This is a genomic window from Rhizobium cauense (assembly GCF_019511525.1).
Classification (GTDB): Bacteria; Pseudomonadota; Alphaproteobacteria; order Rhizobiales; family Rhizobiaceae; genus Rhizobium; species Rhizobium cauense.
This window is the reverse complement of sequence record NZ_JAEUAT010000028.1, coordinates 15,319-30,747: the sequence shown is the minus strand read 5'-3', so window position 1 is coordinate 30,747 and position 15,429 is coordinate 15,319. Positions and strand designations below refer to the sequence as shown.

Sequence of the window (15,429 nt, the reverse complement as noted above, 5' to 3'; positions counted from 1 at the left end):
GGTCAGTATTCCTCCAGTACAACAATGACATCGCCCGCCTTGACGTTGCGGCCCGGTCCGGCGCGCAGGTCGCGGACGCGACCGGCTGCATGTGCGGTGACGTTGATTTCCATTTTCATGGATTCGATGATGGCAAGCGTATCGCCGGCTGCGACCGTCGAGCCCGGCTCGACGAGAAGTTTCCAGATGTTGCCAGGGACGGCGCTGGCGACGCCGAAGCAGTCTTCGGGTATGTCACCGTCGAGGCTTTCACTGGCACCTTCGTCCGCAACGAAACTGTCGAGCCCTGCGTCCTTCCAGCGCTGGCGCTCGGCATTGAAGGCCGCCTGCTGGTTTGCCTTGAAGCCCGCGATCGAATCGGCGTTCGCCCGCAGCTCTTTCTCGTAGGCAGCGTAGGAGAATTCCGTTTCCTCGATCCTGACCGGATAGCCGCCGTGAGGGAAGGCGCTACGGGCTTCTGCCAGTTCTTGATGACTGACAGGGAAAAAGCGGATCTGGTCGAAGAAATCGAGCAGCCATGGCCTGTCCTTTTTGAAAACCGACGTCTGCCGCCAGGTGTTCCAGACCTGGATGGTGCGGCCAAAGAGCTGGTAGCCGCCCGGGCCTTCCATGCCGTAGATACACATATAGGCCCCGCCGATGCCGACGGCGTTTTCCGGCGTCCACGTACGGGCCGGATTGTACTTCGTAGTCACCAACCTGTGGCGCGGGTCGATCGGGGTGGCAACTGGCGCGCCAAGATAGACGTCACCGAGCCCAAGGACGAGATAGCTGGCGTCGAAGACGATGTTGCGTACCGCCTGTTCGTCGGCAAGACCATTGATGCGTCGAATGAACTCAATGTTGTCAGGGCACCAGGGCGCATTCGGCCGCACGAGCTCCTGATATTTTCGCATGGCAAGCTCTGCATCCGGATCGTTCCAGGAGAGCGGAAGATGCACGATGCGGCTTGGCACCTTGACGTCCTGCGCCCCCGGCAGGCTCGCTTCAATCTCCTGCAACAGGCCAAGTAGGCGCCTGCGGGTCAGAGCCCTGCCGTCGTAGTGGATCTGCAGAGAACGGATACCGGGTGTCAGGTCGATAATGCCGGGCAGACGCGCTTCAGATACCGCCTGCATCAACAGATGAACCCTCAGCCTAAGTGCGATGTCGAGTGTCATCGGCCCGTACTCGACCAGCAGGTTGTCGTCGCCCTGCCGGCGGTAGACGACAGAAACCGGCCCGTCGTCGCATTTGCCAACGATCGGCGAACCAGCCTCTTCCAAGGTCCGTTTAATGGCCGGGCCGGCAAGCGGATCATCTGGCCGCGCAAGTGGATGGAAGCGGATCCGGTCGCCCGGTTTGAACTGCCCCATTTTCCACTGCTCGTCGCGGGCAATCACAGCCGGGCAGACAAAGCCGCCGAGGCTCGGCCCGTCCGGCCCGAGGATAATGGGCATGTCACCCGTGAAGTCGATCGCACCGATCGCATAGGCGTTGTCATGCAGGTTGGAGGGGTGAAGGCCGGCTTCGCCGCCATCGCTGCGCGCCCATTTCGGCGCGGGGCCGATCAGGCGCACGCCGGTACGGGCACTGTTGAAATGCACCTCATAGCTGGTCGAAAACAGCGCATCGATATCGCCATCCTCAAAAAAATCAGGGGCGCCGTGAGGGCCATAGACAACCCCGACATCCCATTCCCGCGTCAGTTCCGCCGGCTCGGTCACCGGCTCACAAGGCGCGGCAGTTGCCTGCCGGGCCAGATGAAGGACATCACCTGTTTTCAGCGTCCCCGTGGCGTTGCCGCCGAACTGGCCGAGGCCGAAAGTGGCACGAGAACCGAGCACCAAGGGGGCGGCAAACCCGCCTGCAACGGCAAGATAAGCCCGCTGTCCTGGACCGTCGATGCTGCCAATCTGCAGGATCTGGCCGGCGCGGATGGTCAAAGCCCGGTTATGCTCCACAGGCACGCCATCAACGCTGATCGCCATTTTCGCGCCGGCGAGCGCGACAATGGTGTCGGTGTAAAACTTCAGGACCGGACCGGAGACGGTCAGCTCCAGCCCCGCAACCATATCGCCATTACCGACCAACCGATTGGCATGCCGGAAGGAGCGCTCGTCCATCGGGCCGCTTGGCGGCACACCGACATGCCAGAGCCCGAGGCGGCCTGGTAATTCCTGTATGCTCGACTGCGCTCCGGGCGCAATCACTTCGATCACGTCAGGCACGAATGAAAAATCCCGAAGCGCCGTCGTCGCAACCTTGCCGCTCGCCATAAGGTCGGACCCGGCGATGGCGCGAAGATAATCGAGGTTCGTCTCAATGCCAGATATGGACGTATTCGAAAGTGCGACCTTCAGCTTTTCGATTGCCGTTTCTCGATCCGCGGCGGACACAATCACCTTGGCAAGCATCGGATCGTAGAATGGTGTGACTTCCGTTCCGGTCTCGATCCAGCTGTCGATACGCGCATCTTCGGGAAACACGACTTCAGTCAGAAGACCGGCGCTCGGACGGAATTCGGCATGGGGCATCTCGGCATAGAGACGTACTTCGATCGCAGCGCCCTCTGGCTGCAGGGCTTCTGCGCCCGAAAGCACGGTCTCGCCCGCAGCCTGGCGGATCATCCATTCGACGAGATCAATGCCAAAGACGGCTTCGGTGACCGGATGCTCGACCTGCAGACGCGTGTTCACTTCGAGGAAATAGAACTCCGCGCGAACAGGATCGTAGATGAATTCAACTGTCCCGGCTGACTCGTAACAGACAGCCGTGCCGAGATCGATGGCGGCCTTGTGCAGACGGGAACGTGTCGTTGCCGAAAGGCCAGGAGCAGGGGTCTCCTCCACCACCTTCTGGTTTCGTCGCTGCAACGAGCAGTCCCGTTCGCCAAGCGCAACCACCTTGCCTTTGCCATCTCCGAAGATCTGCACTTCGACATGCCTGGCCTCAGCGACAAACCGTTCGATGTAAACACGTGCGTCGCCGAAGCTCGCCCGCGCCGTGCGCTGCACGCTTTCGAAGCATGCCTTCAGTGTTTGCGGATCGGCGCAAAGCTGCATGCCGATGCCTCCACCACCTGCCGTGCTTTTCAGCATCACGGGATAGCCAATCGTCTCGGCAGCCAGGAGCGCCTCATCGCTGCTCGAAAGGAGACCGGTTCCCGGCAAGAGAGGGACCCCGCTGGCTTGGGCAAGCTCGCGCGCTGTATGCTTCAGTCCGAAGGCCGAGAGATGTTCGGGCCGTGGGCCGATGAAGGCTATGCCTTCGTGGGCAAGGCGCTCGGCAAAGGCGATGTTTTCGGACAGGAAGCCATAGCCAGGATGAACCGCATCCGCACCTGTCGCCTTGCATGCGGCAATGACCGCATCGACGTTGAGATAACTCTCGCTGGCCGCGGCAGGCCCGAGACGCACTGCTTCATCGGCCATCGTCGTGGGCTTGGCGAAGCGGTCGGCATCGGAATAGACGCAGACCGAGGCGATCCCCATCTGTCGCAGCGTCTTGATGACCCGGATGGCAATTTCACCCCGGTTGGCAATCAGAACTTTCTTGAACATGCTCAGTCCTCGCCGTTCCAGATCAGCACCCGGATCGGCGTCGGGTCGAAGCCGTTGCAAGGGTTGTTGATCTGCGGGCAATTGGAGATGACGCAGAGGACGTCCATCTCGGCGACGAGTTCGACATAGTCTCCCGGCGCGGAAATGCCGTCTACGATCGTCATCTCGCCATTCGGCTTGATTGGTACGTTCATGAAGAAATTGATATTCGGAACGATATCTCGCTTACCCATGCCGTGCTTGCTAACTTCGAGAACGAAGTTGTCGCGGCACGCATGCAGGTATTTCGTCCCGTGGCCGAAGCGCACTGTGTTGCTCTCGCAGGAGCACGCTCCTGCCGAGGTATCATGGCGGCCGCAGCTGTCGGCCGTCATGGTCAGCATTACATTGCCTTCGTTCGACATGATTTTCGTGCCGATACCGACATAGGCGGCACCTTGCATGCGCATCGTATCCTGGTTCGAATAGCGCTCCGAGAAATCGTCGGCACGATAAAATAGCGTGTCGATAGCCTGCTGGCCGTAGCTATCCTCGATACGCATCGTCTGGCCCTTGCGAATGACGCCGGACCATGGGGCTTCAGCCGCGATGAAATGGTCTTCAGCGGCATTCTCAGGGGTACGGATAGCGGAGGTCTGGATGAAATCTGACATCGTCTTCTCCTCACGCCAGCATCAGAGCGTTGTTTTCGAAGCCGCGCAGGGCCTCAGCAGTCGCGGTCCGGCAAAGGTCGTCCGTGGTCGGGGCTGCTGCCGAGTAGCGCGTGATAACAACCGGCTTTGGTTGATAGGTCAGATCCGGATCAAGAGGATGCGGGCAGTTCGAAAAGCCGACCAGCATATCCATCTCGGCTCGCAGCTCGACATAGTCAGCGCTGTTGGAACGCTTGCCCTGCCAGCCGAAACCGCCCTCTTCGGCGAGACGGACCGGCGCAAAGAGGTTGAGGATGCCCGGAATATCGCGGCGGTCGAGGCCAAGCTTGAGCGCCACGAGGATGAGGTTGTCACGCGTGTTGCGGGTTTTCTCGCCCGGATATTTCGCGGCGTTGGATGCAGCCGTCGAGCCGCCCATCAGGCAGTCATGGGCGCCTGAACTATCCTCTATCATCGAGAACATAACGCGGCCCATGTCGGAGAAGATCACGCGCCCCTTGCCGAGCGCGGTCGTCCATTGGACCTTTGCGGTATCGACGAGATTGATCCGTTCGCTCGTATCGGCGGCGTTCCAGGCGACCAGCGCCACGGTAGAATTGCCTTCCGCCTGATCGATGCGGATAGCTTCTCCGCGCATAAGCCTTGTCGACCAGTACCAGCCGCCCGGTACCGTTTCCTGGTGGATGACAACAGCGGTGTCGATAGCAGGCGCCGGTAGAGGACTTAGACCGGGCAGGGCCTTCGGCGCGAATTCCAGACCTTTCTTTTGATGCTCTTCATAGCGCACCCTGTTGGCGGCGATCTCTTCTGGCGAGCGTCTCACATGCATCATTGCATCTCTCCTGACGGTGCCAGGTCGTCCCGGCGGCGCCCCAGGGAAGCGACCGGGCCGTCCCGGTCGGGGCTGAAAACTGATGACTGGCCGGCAAGGCGCGGCGGCCAGATTGAAATGTCCTTAGTGATGGTGGCGCCGTAGCGCACCTTCTCCTCGGGCCTGTCGCGGCTCCGCTCGAAGGCGACGACGCGGCTTGCCAGTGTGAAGGCTTCGCGCATGTCATGGGTCACCATGACAACGGTCATCTGCGTCTCGTGCCAGAGCCGCTTCATCAAAGTGTGTATTTCGGCACGGATGCCGGGATCTAGCGCGCCGAAGGGTTCGTCAAGCAACAGCACCTTCGGCCTCATGATCAACGCCTGGGCAAGCGCAAGGCGCTGCTGCATGCCGCCCGAAAGCTGCGCTGGATATTTTCCCTCCGAGCTGGATAAGCCGACGTCCGCAATCAACTGACGTGCCTCCTCTACGGCAGTGCGCCGGGCGGCGCCAAAGAGCCTGGCCTTGTATCGCGCGGCGCAAAACTCCTTGCCGAGCAGAACGTTGCCGAGCACGGTCAGATGCGGAAAGACAGAATAACGCTGAAACACGACCCCACGATCGGGTCCCGGCTCGGCGGGCAGGGGCTCGCCATCGAGCAGAATTCGGCCCTTCGTCGGCTGCTCCTGGCCAAGCAGCATGCGCAGGAAGGTCGTCTTGCCGCAGCCCGAAGGACCGACCAGTGCGACGAAGGCTCTGGACTCGACCGTCAACGACACATCCTCAAGCACGATCTGGTCGCCATATTCCTTCCAGACGCGTTCGATCTTGAGCTCGCTCATGCCTGCTTCTCCAGTTCCGACCAAGGGAAGACGGCGATGCGCAGGCGATCGAGAAGGGCATTCATGACGACGGCGAGCAGCGTGATCCAGACGACATAGGGAAAGATGATGTCCATCGACAAATAGCGGCGGACGAGGAAGATGCGGTAGCCGAGGCCGGAGTCAGACGAGATCGCCTCTGCCGCGATCAGGAACAGCCACGCCGGCCCGAGCTGCAGTCTCAGGCAGGTTATCAGCCGCGGCAAGATCTGCGGCAGAACCACACGCAGGCCAATCTGCCATGACGTACCACCCAGCGTTTCCGCCTTGACGATCTGCTCGCGCGGCAGTTCCAGCGCCTTGAGCGCCAGGTCGCGGATCATCGTCGGCGCAACCCCGATGACGATCAGGGCTATCTTTGAAGTTTCGCCAAGGCCCATGACGATGAACAGGATCGGCAGCAGCGCCAGTGGCGGCACCATCGAAATGACGGCAATGAACGGGGCGAGCAGCGCCCGCAGATAGGGAAGCATCCCGATCAGCATGCCGATGATGAGCGCGATGGCTGTGGAAATGCCGAGGCCGGAGAGCAGTCGGATCAGGCTAGCGCCGGTATCCGACCAGAGCAGGAATTCTCCGGTGCGCGGATCGGCGACGAAGGCAAGGCGGTTGATCGCATCCGCAAAACCGGCAAGGCTTGGCAAGAGCTTGTCGTTGGCGTTTTCTGCCAGACGTGCGGCCGAGCCGAAGGCATAGGCGAGAACGAGCAGCGCGAATGGCAGTACCATCAGCGCAAACTGCGCGCCCCGGCTCGGCCTCGTGTTGATCCAGCGCATGGAAATGCTCCGCTTGTCATGAGGGAGGCGGCGCGGCTGAGCGCGCCGCCATTGAGATCAGAGCGATCCTTCGACGGCGGCCTTCATGTAGGTTTCGGTGAAGCGGAGCTTCACGTTGCCGCTGTCGCCCAGCACCTTGCCGTCAGGCATTTCGATGCCGATCACGTCGGCAGAGGGCGCACCATTGCCGAGCAGGCCCTTCTCGAAGAGGAAGTTGCGCACGAGATCCATCGTCTTCGGCAGGTTCGGCGAAGAGGTGAACTCGACGGCGTCAGCCGCCTTGTCGAATAGCTTGGTGGCAGCGAGCTGGGCCTCAAAGCCGGCAAGGTCGGTGCCCGATGCCACGCCCATTGCCTCGCGGGCTGCCTTGCCCTCGGCGCTATCGGCTTTCAGCAGGGCAGCCGTCTCGTACCAGATGCCTGTAAGGGCCTTGCCAAAATTCGGATTGTCCTTGAGCACACCCGTATTGGCGACCATGAGGTCGATAATCTCGCCCGGGACCTGCGAGCTGTCGAAGACCTTCTTCGCCGTTGGATCTTCCAGAATCGTCGATACCAGCGGGTTCCAGGTGACCACGGAGGAAACGTCAGCGGTCTTGTAGGCCGCGACCATGTCGGCGTCCGACGTGTTGACGACCTTCACGTCTCGCTCGGTTAGCTTGATGCTTTCGAGTGCACGGGCAAGCAGGTAGTGCGAGACGGAGAACTCGACGAGGTTGACGTTCTGGCCCTTGATATCGGCGAGACTCGCCTTGTCCTTCAAAATGACCGCATCGTTGCCGTTCGAGAAGTCGCCGACGATAACGGCCGTCGTATCGACGCCGCCCGCAGCCGGGATGGAGAGCCCATCCATATTGGTCAGTGTCACGGCATCGAAGGCACCGGCCGTGTATTGGTTCATCGACTCCACGTAGTCGTTGAACTGCGTCACATGGATCTTGATGCCGTATTTGTCGGCCCATTTCTTGACGATGCCATGATCGGCCGCATAGCCCCAGGGCATCCATCCGACATAGATGGACCAGGCCACCTTGAATTCAGTCTTTTGCTCGGCCCTGGCAAAGGAGCCAAATCCCAGCGCCAGGGACGCGGAGAGGGCTGTGATGGAAAGGATCTTCGAAAAAGTCTGCATTGAAATTCCCCTTTTGCTTTTCTTCAAAAGGGATCGGCAATGACCATCGCGCCGCCAATCCCTTGGCTTACGAGGTCTCCCGGGCTTTTCTCCCGCCGTGCACCCGACGGGTTTTCTCTCCCGTCGGTGGTGGCTCTCGGACCAGCACGCTTTCAAAGCGCCGGAACCCTAGCCACCAACTCAACTTATTCGAAGCAAGAGCCGTGCCAATCCATAACCATTTGATTTTTAATACCCCTGATTCTGGAGCTAAGGGTTTCTGTGTGCACTTTGCGGCATTTGCTTATTATTTGAGCGCCACCTGGCGAGGCGCCGAACCAATCGCGCTTCGGCATCCAAACGCGGCCCTTGGGGCTCGTTCCGTGAAGGGACGTTCCTGTGCAAGGTGGTTCCAGCTGCTTTCGCAGGGTCCGCTTGAAAACTCGACTGAGCTGTTTAAGCCCCAAGCATCCATCCAGTGAGCGCGACAGACGGATCGCACTTGTGCCTGCCTTTATCCAAGCACACTCGTCATTAGTGTTTTATCTCTTTCCGCACTGATATGGCGCGGCAAAGCGGATCATCCCTTTACGGCACCCGCTGTCATCGATCCCGAGATCTGCCGATACATCAGAAGCCCGAGCAAAGCGGGGGGTAGGGCCCCGAGCACCATCACCGCGGAGGCCACACCCCATTGGACACCCCCTCCGCTGGCAGCGAAGAAAAAGGACGCCCCCACAGTCATTGGCACTGCCTTGTTGGTCGTCAGCATCAGGCCGAACAGAAACTCGTTCCACGCGGTGATGAAGCCGAAGATGAAAGCGGTCACGAGCGCTGGCCTGATGACAGGCGCAATGATGCCGATCATTGCCTGGAATGAGGACGCGCCGTCGATGCGGGCCGCCTCATCGAGTTCGAGCGGAACGTCATTGATAGCGTTGACCAGCATGACGAGGGCGAGCGGGATATTGACGATCGTCAGAATGAGACCGAGACCAAGCTGGGTGTCGAGCAGGCCGAGCCACTGGTACATCATATAAAGCGGTATCGCGAAGATGATCAGAGGCACAGCACGCAGGTTGATCACAAGTGGCATCATCACCCGCCTGCCGACCTCGCTGCGGGCGATAGCGTAGGCGGCCGGAAGGCAGAGCACGATTGCGAGCGTGGTGCCAAGGACCGCGGCAATCGTGCTGTTCAGGAGATAGGCGTAAATATTGAAGCGATCGGTCTCCGTCAGGATACGGGCATAATTTGCCAGCGTTGGCTGGCTGACCCAGAGGCCGGCATTGCTCGAAAGCTCGCGGGCACTCTTCAGGGACGTAACAAGAGTGACGATGATCGGAAAGTTCATCGCCACTGCCGCAACTGCAAAGACGATCCAGCGAAGCGTATTGATCATGCTGCCTTGCTCCTTCGGCTGGCCAACCAGTTCAGCGCGTAAAGGACCGCAAGCGACGCCACGAAGAGCACGACGGAAGCTGCCACCGCCTTGCCAATCGAGCCATCCTTGAAAAAAGCCTGGTAGATGTAGATGGAAAGCGAAGTCGTGGAGCCGCCGGCGCCGCTACCGGTCAAGGCGTAGACATTGTCAAACACCCGGAAACCATCGATGAACCGGATGAAGAAGGCGATGACCAGCGTCGGCATCATCAGCGGCAGGTCAATCAACCACAGCACACGCCACGAGGATGCTCCGTCCAGGGATGCCGCCTCACGGACATCGAGCGGAATCGCTGAATAGGCGACGTAGAAGAGCAGGAAGGCAAATGGTGTCCACTGCAACGTCTCGACGACGACAAGCGTTTTGAAGGCGTTGTTGACGTCGAGGAAGGCGGGACTGTCGCCGAACCACATGAAGAGGTAGTAGGGCACCGGACCGGCGAATTCATGCAGCACGAGCCGGTACATCAGGCCGATCATCGCCGGCGCCACCATCAAGGGCAGCATCAGCGGCGCCATCAGCGCCGAGCGCTTCGCAAGCAGTGGTGCGAGGAAGATCGCCAGAAACAGACCAATCAAACATTCGGCGACGGCGGTCAGGATACCGAAGCGGAAGGAAAAGAAGGTAGCCTGCCAGAACGTCCGATCCTGGACGACCGCGAGATAGTTGCCGAAGCCCGTCAACTCGGGGCTGCGCAGGTTCTGGAATCCAACGGTCGAGACCGAATAGACCAGATTGACGAGAGCTGGAAAGCCCAGGAAAAGCAGCAGGAAGCCGATCAGCGGCGAGAAATAAGCCCTGCCTTCGGCACGTGTTACGATAGCCATTTCGCTCCGCCGGATGGGAGGGATGCCGGGGATCACCCGGCATCCCGATCAGGTTACTTCTTCAAGAGATCCTGCATGCCCGCCTTGGTATGGGCAAGCGCATCCTCGAGGCTCTGCTGGCCAGACCAGTAGCCCGTGAATTCCTTGGCCTGCAGCTCGTATACGGAGAGTGCGTTGGCCGAGGTGGCACCATTCATGACGTAGCCATACTTGCTGGCGAATTCACCAAGCTTGACGAGATCGGGGCGTTCAGAAGCCACCTTGGCCACCACATCAGGCGCCAGCGCTGGCGAGCCGCCGCTTCGCGCATATGTCAGCGCTGCATCTTCGCTCGCCAGCCATTTCAGGAACTTGACTGCGCCTTCCTTGTTCTTGGCGTTCTTGTTGAGGCCAAGGCCAAGGCCGTGGATATGGTCGGCGCGGCCGTTTGGACCGGCGGGTGGTGCGACGATGCCCGTCACCTCGGCCACGGCGGGTGACTTCTCCGCGCTGGTGAGATCGGCGGCAGCCGCATTCCACTGCAGCGCGGTTGCAGCCTGACCAGCGGCGTAGGCGGCGTTGGTCTCCGGATATTCGTAGCTCAAGGAGTCCTTGGGGGAAGCGCCGGCATCATAGAGCGTCTTATAAAGCTGCAGCCCTGTCTTGTAGGCGTCGGAATCGACTGTCACGTTGCCACTGGCATCCATCCAGTCGCCGCCATAGGAGCGAGGCAAGGATTGGAACACCATCATGTTGAACAGCAGGTTCTTCATCTGCAGCACGGTGCCATAGCGAACCGGGCTGTCAGGATTTGCCTGCTTGGAGAAATAGAGCGCGGTCGCTGCCCAGTCGTCCCAAGTCCAGCTGTCCGGCTCCTTCGGCTGGAGGTCCTTGCCGAGCACCTTCTTGGCGAGCTCTGAATACGACTTCTTGGCCGCGTCGTCTTTCAGAAGCGCGTCAATCAGGTCCTTGCGATAGTACATGAAATGCAGCGACAGATCGGTCGGCACACCGTACTGCTTGCCGTCGAACTGCATTGTCTTCAGAACGGAATCGCCAAAGACCTTGCCCGCATCGGCGCCAAGATCAACCGGCTCCATAAAAGGTGCGTAGCGGCCGATCGAGTAGGTGGCGACAAGATTGATGTCGAATGCCGTGGAACCCGCAGCCATATCGGCCTGCAGCTTGTCGAAGAACCCATCGCGATTGAAAAACAGCAGTTCAACCTTGTCGGCATCGGATGCAGTCTTGTTATAGGCCTCGACCGTCGCACGCAGCGCTGTTTCTTCTGACCCGCCAGGCCAGCCAAGGACGGTGACCGTGGCATTGGCGAGACCTGGCAGAGCGGCGCTCGCAAGAAGCGCGGCGAAAGCCGGAGTGATTATCTTCCGCAGTTTCATCATTGTTCCCTTTCTTTGTTTTTCAGTGTTTTACCCGGTGACCTTCATGCTTTGCTGCGCGCCAGATCCGCGGCGCCGATAATGCCTGCGCGGCTGCCGAGCTCGGCCGCAACGAGGTTGGGAGTGATACGGAAATTCAGTTCGCCAAGCTGCGAACGGACCTGGTCGAGATAGCCGGGAGCGAGACCGATGCCGCCGCCGATGACAATGCGTTGGGGATCGAGCATCAGCTTGATATCCCGGCAAAGAAGGGCGACACGTGCAGCAGACTGTTCGACAATCGACTTTGCCCAGGTCGAGCCATTTGCGGCCTCTGAAAAGACAGTCACCGCATCCACCTCATGGCCTGCCTGTCTCGCGCTTGCGGCGATCCAGAGGCCCGATGTCATGTCTTCGAGCGGCTCCGCTCCATGCGCTGGACTGCGGATCAAGCCAAAATGACCGGCAAGGCCGGACGCGAGTTTGCCGTTGATGACGATCCCGCCGCCAATACCCGTCGAGATCGTCAAGAAGACAATATCCTCGCCTCGACCGGCCCCAAACTTGTATTCGCCCCAAGCGGCGGCCTGGGCATCGTTGATGGCGATCACCGGCACGCCGAGGCGAGCCTCTGCTTTATCGACCAGCGGATAATTGTCCGGAATTCCAAGCGTTGCCGGATTAAGCGCCGACCATTTGCCTTCCTCGACAAAGCCCGTAACGGCGATCCCGGCACCGGCAAACCGACCGGCCCACATCGCAGTCTCTGCTACAATCGCGTCCAACCAGGTGTCCGGTCCTTCATCGCGCCGTGTTCGCACGATGCGCTCTTCCAGGACCTGATCCTCCTGAACGAGAGCCACCATGGTTTTCGTACCACCGATATCGATCGCGAGCACAGGTTTGCCCGCGCCTTTTTGCCGAGCAAAGGCGGCGTCGAGGGCCTCATGAAACCAGGCAGTCGCATGTTCGGTGCGCGTAATGGCTGAACCGACAACAACAGCAAAGGCGCCCGCCGACGCTGCTTGGGCTGCCTGCTCTGGTGTTCGTATGCGACCTTCCGCGATCACATAGGGCGTCAGCTCGCGCATCGCAGAGATCAATGCGATGTCCGGCTCGACGGGTTCGGGTCCGCCGACATAACCGGAAAGCGTCGTACCGACGAAGTCGACACCGGCGGCAAGTGCCCGCCTGGCGTCGTCGATCGACGAGCAATCGGCCATCGTCAATTTGCCCTTGGCTTTTGCTGCCTCCACAAGCGCGGCAACGGGGGCAGGGCGAATACGATCGGTAGCATCGAAGGCGATGACGTCGGCACCCGCCTCTGCAAGCGCAACGACATCAGCAGCATATGGGGTGATGCGGACCGGGCTGTCGCCAAGGTCACGTTTGACGATACCGATGATCGGTACTGTCACATGCGGTCGGGCAGCTTTCACATAGGCAACGGATTCGATGCGGACAGCGGCTGCACCTGCTGCGGCGGCTGCGTTGGCAAAACCAACGACGAACCGGGCGTCGTCCATCGGACCCTCGGGTACCGGCTGGCAGGAAACGATAAGGCTGTTACTGACGTCGTCGCGCTTCACGGGATGCTCCATTTCCGGGCATCACGATAGTAGGAAAATACCAGATAGCAACCAGTTTATATCTGGTATTATCTCTGCAGTTCGAAGACGAAGTCGTAGACCTCGCCTTTGTAGCGCGTTTCGCATACTTCGACGATCTGGCCATCGGCAGTGAAACAGCGACGCTCGGTGACAAGGAGTGGCGACCCTGCCTCGCAATGCAAATGGCCCGCGTCTTCGGCAGTGGCGGCGCGTGAGCGCATGCGCTGTATCGCTCGCTCAGGCATGAAACCGCGCTCTTGCAGCACTTCATAGAGTGATTGGTCGATCAGGTCGGGAGTGGGCACAAAACGGACAGGAACGATTGACGTTTCCAAGGCAATGGGCAGTCCGTTCGCGGTTCGAACTCGTTTCATCCTGATGACATTCGCATTTCCCGCAACGCCGAGCGCCATCATTTCCGTCGAGGACGCACGGGAGACTTGCTTTGATATCCAAATACATCCAGGCACTTGGCCGCGGGCGCGAATATCTTCGGAAAAGCTGGTAAGCGTCGACAACGACTTCTCGACGCGCGACCCGATTTCCGTCTTGAAACCGTGGCGGCGGCTGAGCAACCCCTCGTCTTCCAACAAGGACAGCGCCTTTCGCACGGTGACCCGTGAAAGCGAAAAAGAAGTGGCTATCACACGCTCGCCCGGTAGAACGCTACCGGCTTGAAACGCTCGCGTTTGGATCGCCTGCTCGATTGCCAGCTTTAACCGCTTATAGAGCGGGATATCGGCCGGTATCTGTTCCAGGGATTTTCCAATCGCATCGATGACCTGGGTTTCTGCCATGGAAATCCACCAACCGCCGACTCAAGAAAACTGACTGGATATATACTGGTATTATCGTATGGTGACAAATGATTGCATGAGGACTTCCGCAATGTTGAACATTTTTAGCGGAAGAAGGCTTTGAATGAATCGCCAGCGGCCCACGACGCAAAGCTGCAACAAACAGGTGTCGAGATGGCAGCCGGACAAGCTATGCCATAGATGCGGCCAACCTCACCGCGGCATATCGACCCTTTGATTCAATTCGGCGCCTTCGAATTTGAAACAAAACGCCAAGGAGCTTGGGAGATGCTGAGCGGAGGAGGTAGCGTCTGACATTACAGGGCAAGCTTTGAAGGTTGAGGCTCCCTCCTGGGCTTCCTCCATGATCTGCCTCAACACGACGCCGCTCTTTGTATTCCACTGCGCGGACTGGCGCGTCAGATGCCTCTAACTGGCAGTGCGCGTTTGACATCGCCGACGGATGGCCCCCGCACGATCCGGTAGCGGGCTTCAATAAGATTGTATACTCCAAATGCCGCCAATCCAACGGCAACGGCCATGTAGAGAATTGACCCAAAGGGTAATTGCCTTAGCCAGGACAAAGCCTCCGAGATGCTCCCAGCCTGCGTGGGATCCACCATAAATCCCGCGTAGGTGAACAATACGCCCGTAATTGCGAAGACGACGCCCCGTGCCACCAACCCATAAATGCAAATCATGCTGAGGACGCCTTTGGCATCAGGAAGCCGCAGGTGCTTTTCGAATTTATGAGTTATGCCCTTCGCCGATGTCACCAGGCCACCGACGATAAAGCCGATGCCGATAATGATTGCGACATACGATCCGAACGGCTGGGACATGACCCATTGAGCAAGGCCCTTCTCGCCGGGCTCCTCACTACCGCCTATGCCTGCAAGCGCGTGACCAAGTGCGTAGCCAGCGAGGCCTAGATAGGTGATCGCGCTACCGAACATCGCCGTTCTGATCACGATCGCCTTCCGATCCGTGCCGTGACCGTCGCTATCACCCAGCGACTGCGCCAACCGCCAGCCAACGAAGCCGAGAAGACCGAGACCTATAAGCCCGACCCAAACGCGACCGAATGGTTGCTGCAGCAAGGTCGATACAGCCGACTTCGTATCTGCCTTGCCTCCGGCTACACCCGAAAGGAGTGCGAGCCCGGCAACCAGAAGGAAGACGATCCCGCGAGCGGCATAGCCCGATCTGGCGAGAAATTCAAAGTTGGGCTTTCGAGGCATGAAATCATCCTACCGGGGACTGTGGCGTCTATCAGAACGTATGAATGCCCAAAAGGTTTTGCCTGCCTTGATTGAATTAGCCGCAGCCGGAACAGCGGTTTCCCGTCGATATCGCTTGAGGGCAATGGCCTGGAACCAGCACAGTAACCGTGTTTAGGATGAGCTTCTCCACGGCGTTGATCCGCTCGCACTCGGCGGCTTCGGCGGCTGCATCTTCGGGGGCGTCCCGAACAGGGGCGTCTCATCTTCACAATACCCGATACCAGTTGCTGCCATCTGGTGAATAAGGATGTGAGGAGGGAACCGAAGCGGGTTCACCACCACAAAGGTCGCCGGACGGACTTACACGCACAAGCACGATCGTCCGGCGATCGGCGCG

At 59.5% G+C, this 15,429-nt stretch carries 12 protein-coding genes and 1 riboswitch; all 12 genes read right to left on the bottom strand.

The genetic code is table 11. From position 1 onward, the window contains the following. Nucleotides 1-2 precede the first annotated feature (2 nt). A complete protein-coding gene (gene uca / locus JNB88_RS30995) occupies nt 3-3,542 on the bottom strand; it encodes an urea carboxylase (protein ID WP_220358807.1) in 3,540 nt (1,179 codons plus the stop codon). 2 nt (nt 3,543-3,544) lie between these two features. Further along, nucleotides 3,545-4,195 (bottom strand): urea amidolyase associated protein UAAP2, encoded by a 651-nt coding sequence (locus tag JNB88_RS30990; RefSeq protein WP_220358806.1) that lies wholly within the window; start codon nt 4,193-4,195, stop codon nt 3,545-3,547. A 10-nt stretch (nt 4,196-4,205) separates the two neighbouring features. Continuing rightward, nucleotides 4,206-5,027 (bottom strand): urea amidolyase associated protein UAAP1, encoded by an 822-nt coding sequence (locus JNB88_RS30985; RefSeq protein ID WP_220358805.1) that lies wholly within the window; start codon nt 5,025-5,027, stop codon nt 4,206-4,208. Continuing rightward, nucleotides 5,024-5,848 carry an ABC transporter ATP-binding protein gene (locus JNB88_RS30980; RefSeq protein WP_220358804.1) on the bottom strand — a complete coding sequence of 275 codons (825 nt, stop codon included), beginning with the start codon at nt 5,846-5,848 and terminating at the stop codon, nt 5,024-5,026. The genes JNB88_RS30985 and JNB88_RS30980 overlap by 4 nt, the downstream gene beginning before the upstream one ends. Next, nucleotides 5,845-6,663, bottom strand: a complete 819-nt coding sequence (locus JNB88_RS30975; RefSeq protein WP_037136125.1) for an ABC transporter permease — start codon at nt 6,661-6,663, stop codon at nt 5,845-5,847. Before JNB88_RS30975 ends, JNB88_RS30980 begins: the two co-directional genes overlap by 4 nt. 57 nt (nt 6,664-6,720) lie before the next feature. Further along, on the bottom strand, nt 6,721-7,794 hold the full coding sequence (locus JNB88_RS30970; RefSeq protein WP_220358803.1) for a putative urea ABC transporter substrate-binding protein: 1,074 nt from the start codon (nt 7,792-7,794) through the stop codon (nt 6,721-6,723). Between the two features lie 74 nt (nt 7,795-7,868). Further along, a riboswitch (guanidine-I (ykkC/yxkD leader) is annotated at nt 7,869-7,977 on the bottom strand. Nucleotides 7,978-8,353: 376 nt separating this feature from the next. After that, nucleotides 8,354-9,175, bottom strand: coding sequence for a carbohydrate ABC transporter permease (locus JNB88_RS30965; RefSeq protein ID WP_220358802.1), 822 nt, complete (start codon nt 9,173-9,175; stop codon nt 8,354-8,356). After that, on the bottom strand, nt 9,172-10,044 hold the full coding sequence (locus JNB88_RS30960) for a carbohydrate ABC transporter permease (RefSeq protein WP_220358800.1): 873 nt from the start codon (nt 10,042-10,044) through the stop codon (nt 9,172-9,174). The genes JNB88_RS30965 and JNB88_RS30960 overlap by 4 nt, the downstream gene beginning before the upstream one ends. Nucleotides 10,045-10,097: 53 nt before the next feature. Then, on the bottom strand, nt 10,098-11,426 hold the full coding sequence (locus JNB88_RS30955; protein ID WP_220358798.1) for an extracellular solute-binding protein: 1,329 nt from the start codon (nt 11,424-11,426) through the stop codon (nt 10,098-10,100). 41 nt (nt 11,427-11,467) lie between these two features. After that, complete coding sequence (locus JNB88_RS30950) at nt 11,468-12,991, bottom strand: putative N-acetylmannosamine-6-phosphate 2-epimerase (protein ID WP_338111063.1); 1,524 nt, start codon at nt 12,989-12,991, stop codon at nt 11,468-11,470. A gap of 68 nt (nt 12,992-13,059) precedes the next feature. Continuing rightward, nucleotides 13,060-13,809 (bottom strand): GntR family transcriptional regulator, encoded by a 750-nt coding sequence (locus JNB88_RS30945; RefSeq protein ID WP_220358794.1) that lies wholly within the window; start codon nt 13,807-13,809, stop codon nt 13,060-13,062. Between the two features lie 419 nt (nt 13,810-14,228). Continuing rightward, on the bottom strand, nt 14,229-15,050 hold the full coding sequence (locus JNB88_RS30940; protein WP_220358792.1) for a DUF1206 domain-containing protein: 822 nt from the start codon (nt 15,048-15,050) through the stop codon (nt 14,229-14,231). Nucleotides 15,051-15,429: the final 379 nt, after the last annotated feature.

Coding starts and splice junctions, on each gene's coding strand:
- JNB88_RS30975 (WP_037136125.1), bottom strand. CDS start 6,663: ATGCGCTGGATCAACACGAGGCCGAGCCGGGGCGCGCAGTTTGCGCTG.
- JNB88_RS30990 (WP_220358806.1), bottom strand. CDS start 4,195: ATGTCAGATTTCATCCAGACCTCCGCTATCCGTACCCCTGAGAATGCC.
- JNB88_RS30965 (WP_220358802.1), bottom strand. CDS start 9,175: ATGATCAATACGCTTCGCTGGATCGTCTTTGCAGTTGCGGCAGTGGCG.
- JNB88_RS30955 (WP_220358798.1), bottom strand. CDS start 11,426: ATGATGAAACTGCGGAAGATAATCACTCCGGCTTTCGCCGCGCTTCTT.
- JNB88_RS30985 (WP_220358805.1), bottom strand. CDS start 5,027: ATGATGCATGTGAGACGCTCGCCAGAAGAGATCGCCGCCAACAGGGTG.
- uca (WP_220358807.1), bottom strand. CDS start 3,542: ATGTTCAAGAAAGTTCTGATTGCCAACCGGGGTGAAATTGCCATCCGG.
- JNB88_RS30960 (WP_220358800.1), bottom strand. CDS start 10,044: ATGGCTATCGTAACACGTGCCGAAGGCAGGGCTTATTTCTCGCCGCTG.
- JNB88_RS30980 (WP_220358804.1), bottom strand. CDS start 5,848: ATGAGCGAGCTCAAGATCGAACGCGTCTGGAAGGAATATGGCGACCAG.
- JNB88_RS30970 (WP_220358803.1), bottom strand. CDS start 7,794: ATGCAGACTTTTTCGAAGATCCTTTCCATCACAGCCCTCTCCGCGTCC.
- JNB88_RS30940 (WP_220358792.1), bottom strand. CDS start 15,050: ATGCCTCGAAAGCCCAACTTTGAATTTCTCGCCAGATCGGGCTATGCC.
- JNB88_RS30945 (WP_220358794.1), bottom strand. CDS start 13,809: ATGGCAGAAACCCAGGTCATCGATGCGATTGGAAAATCCCTGGAACAG.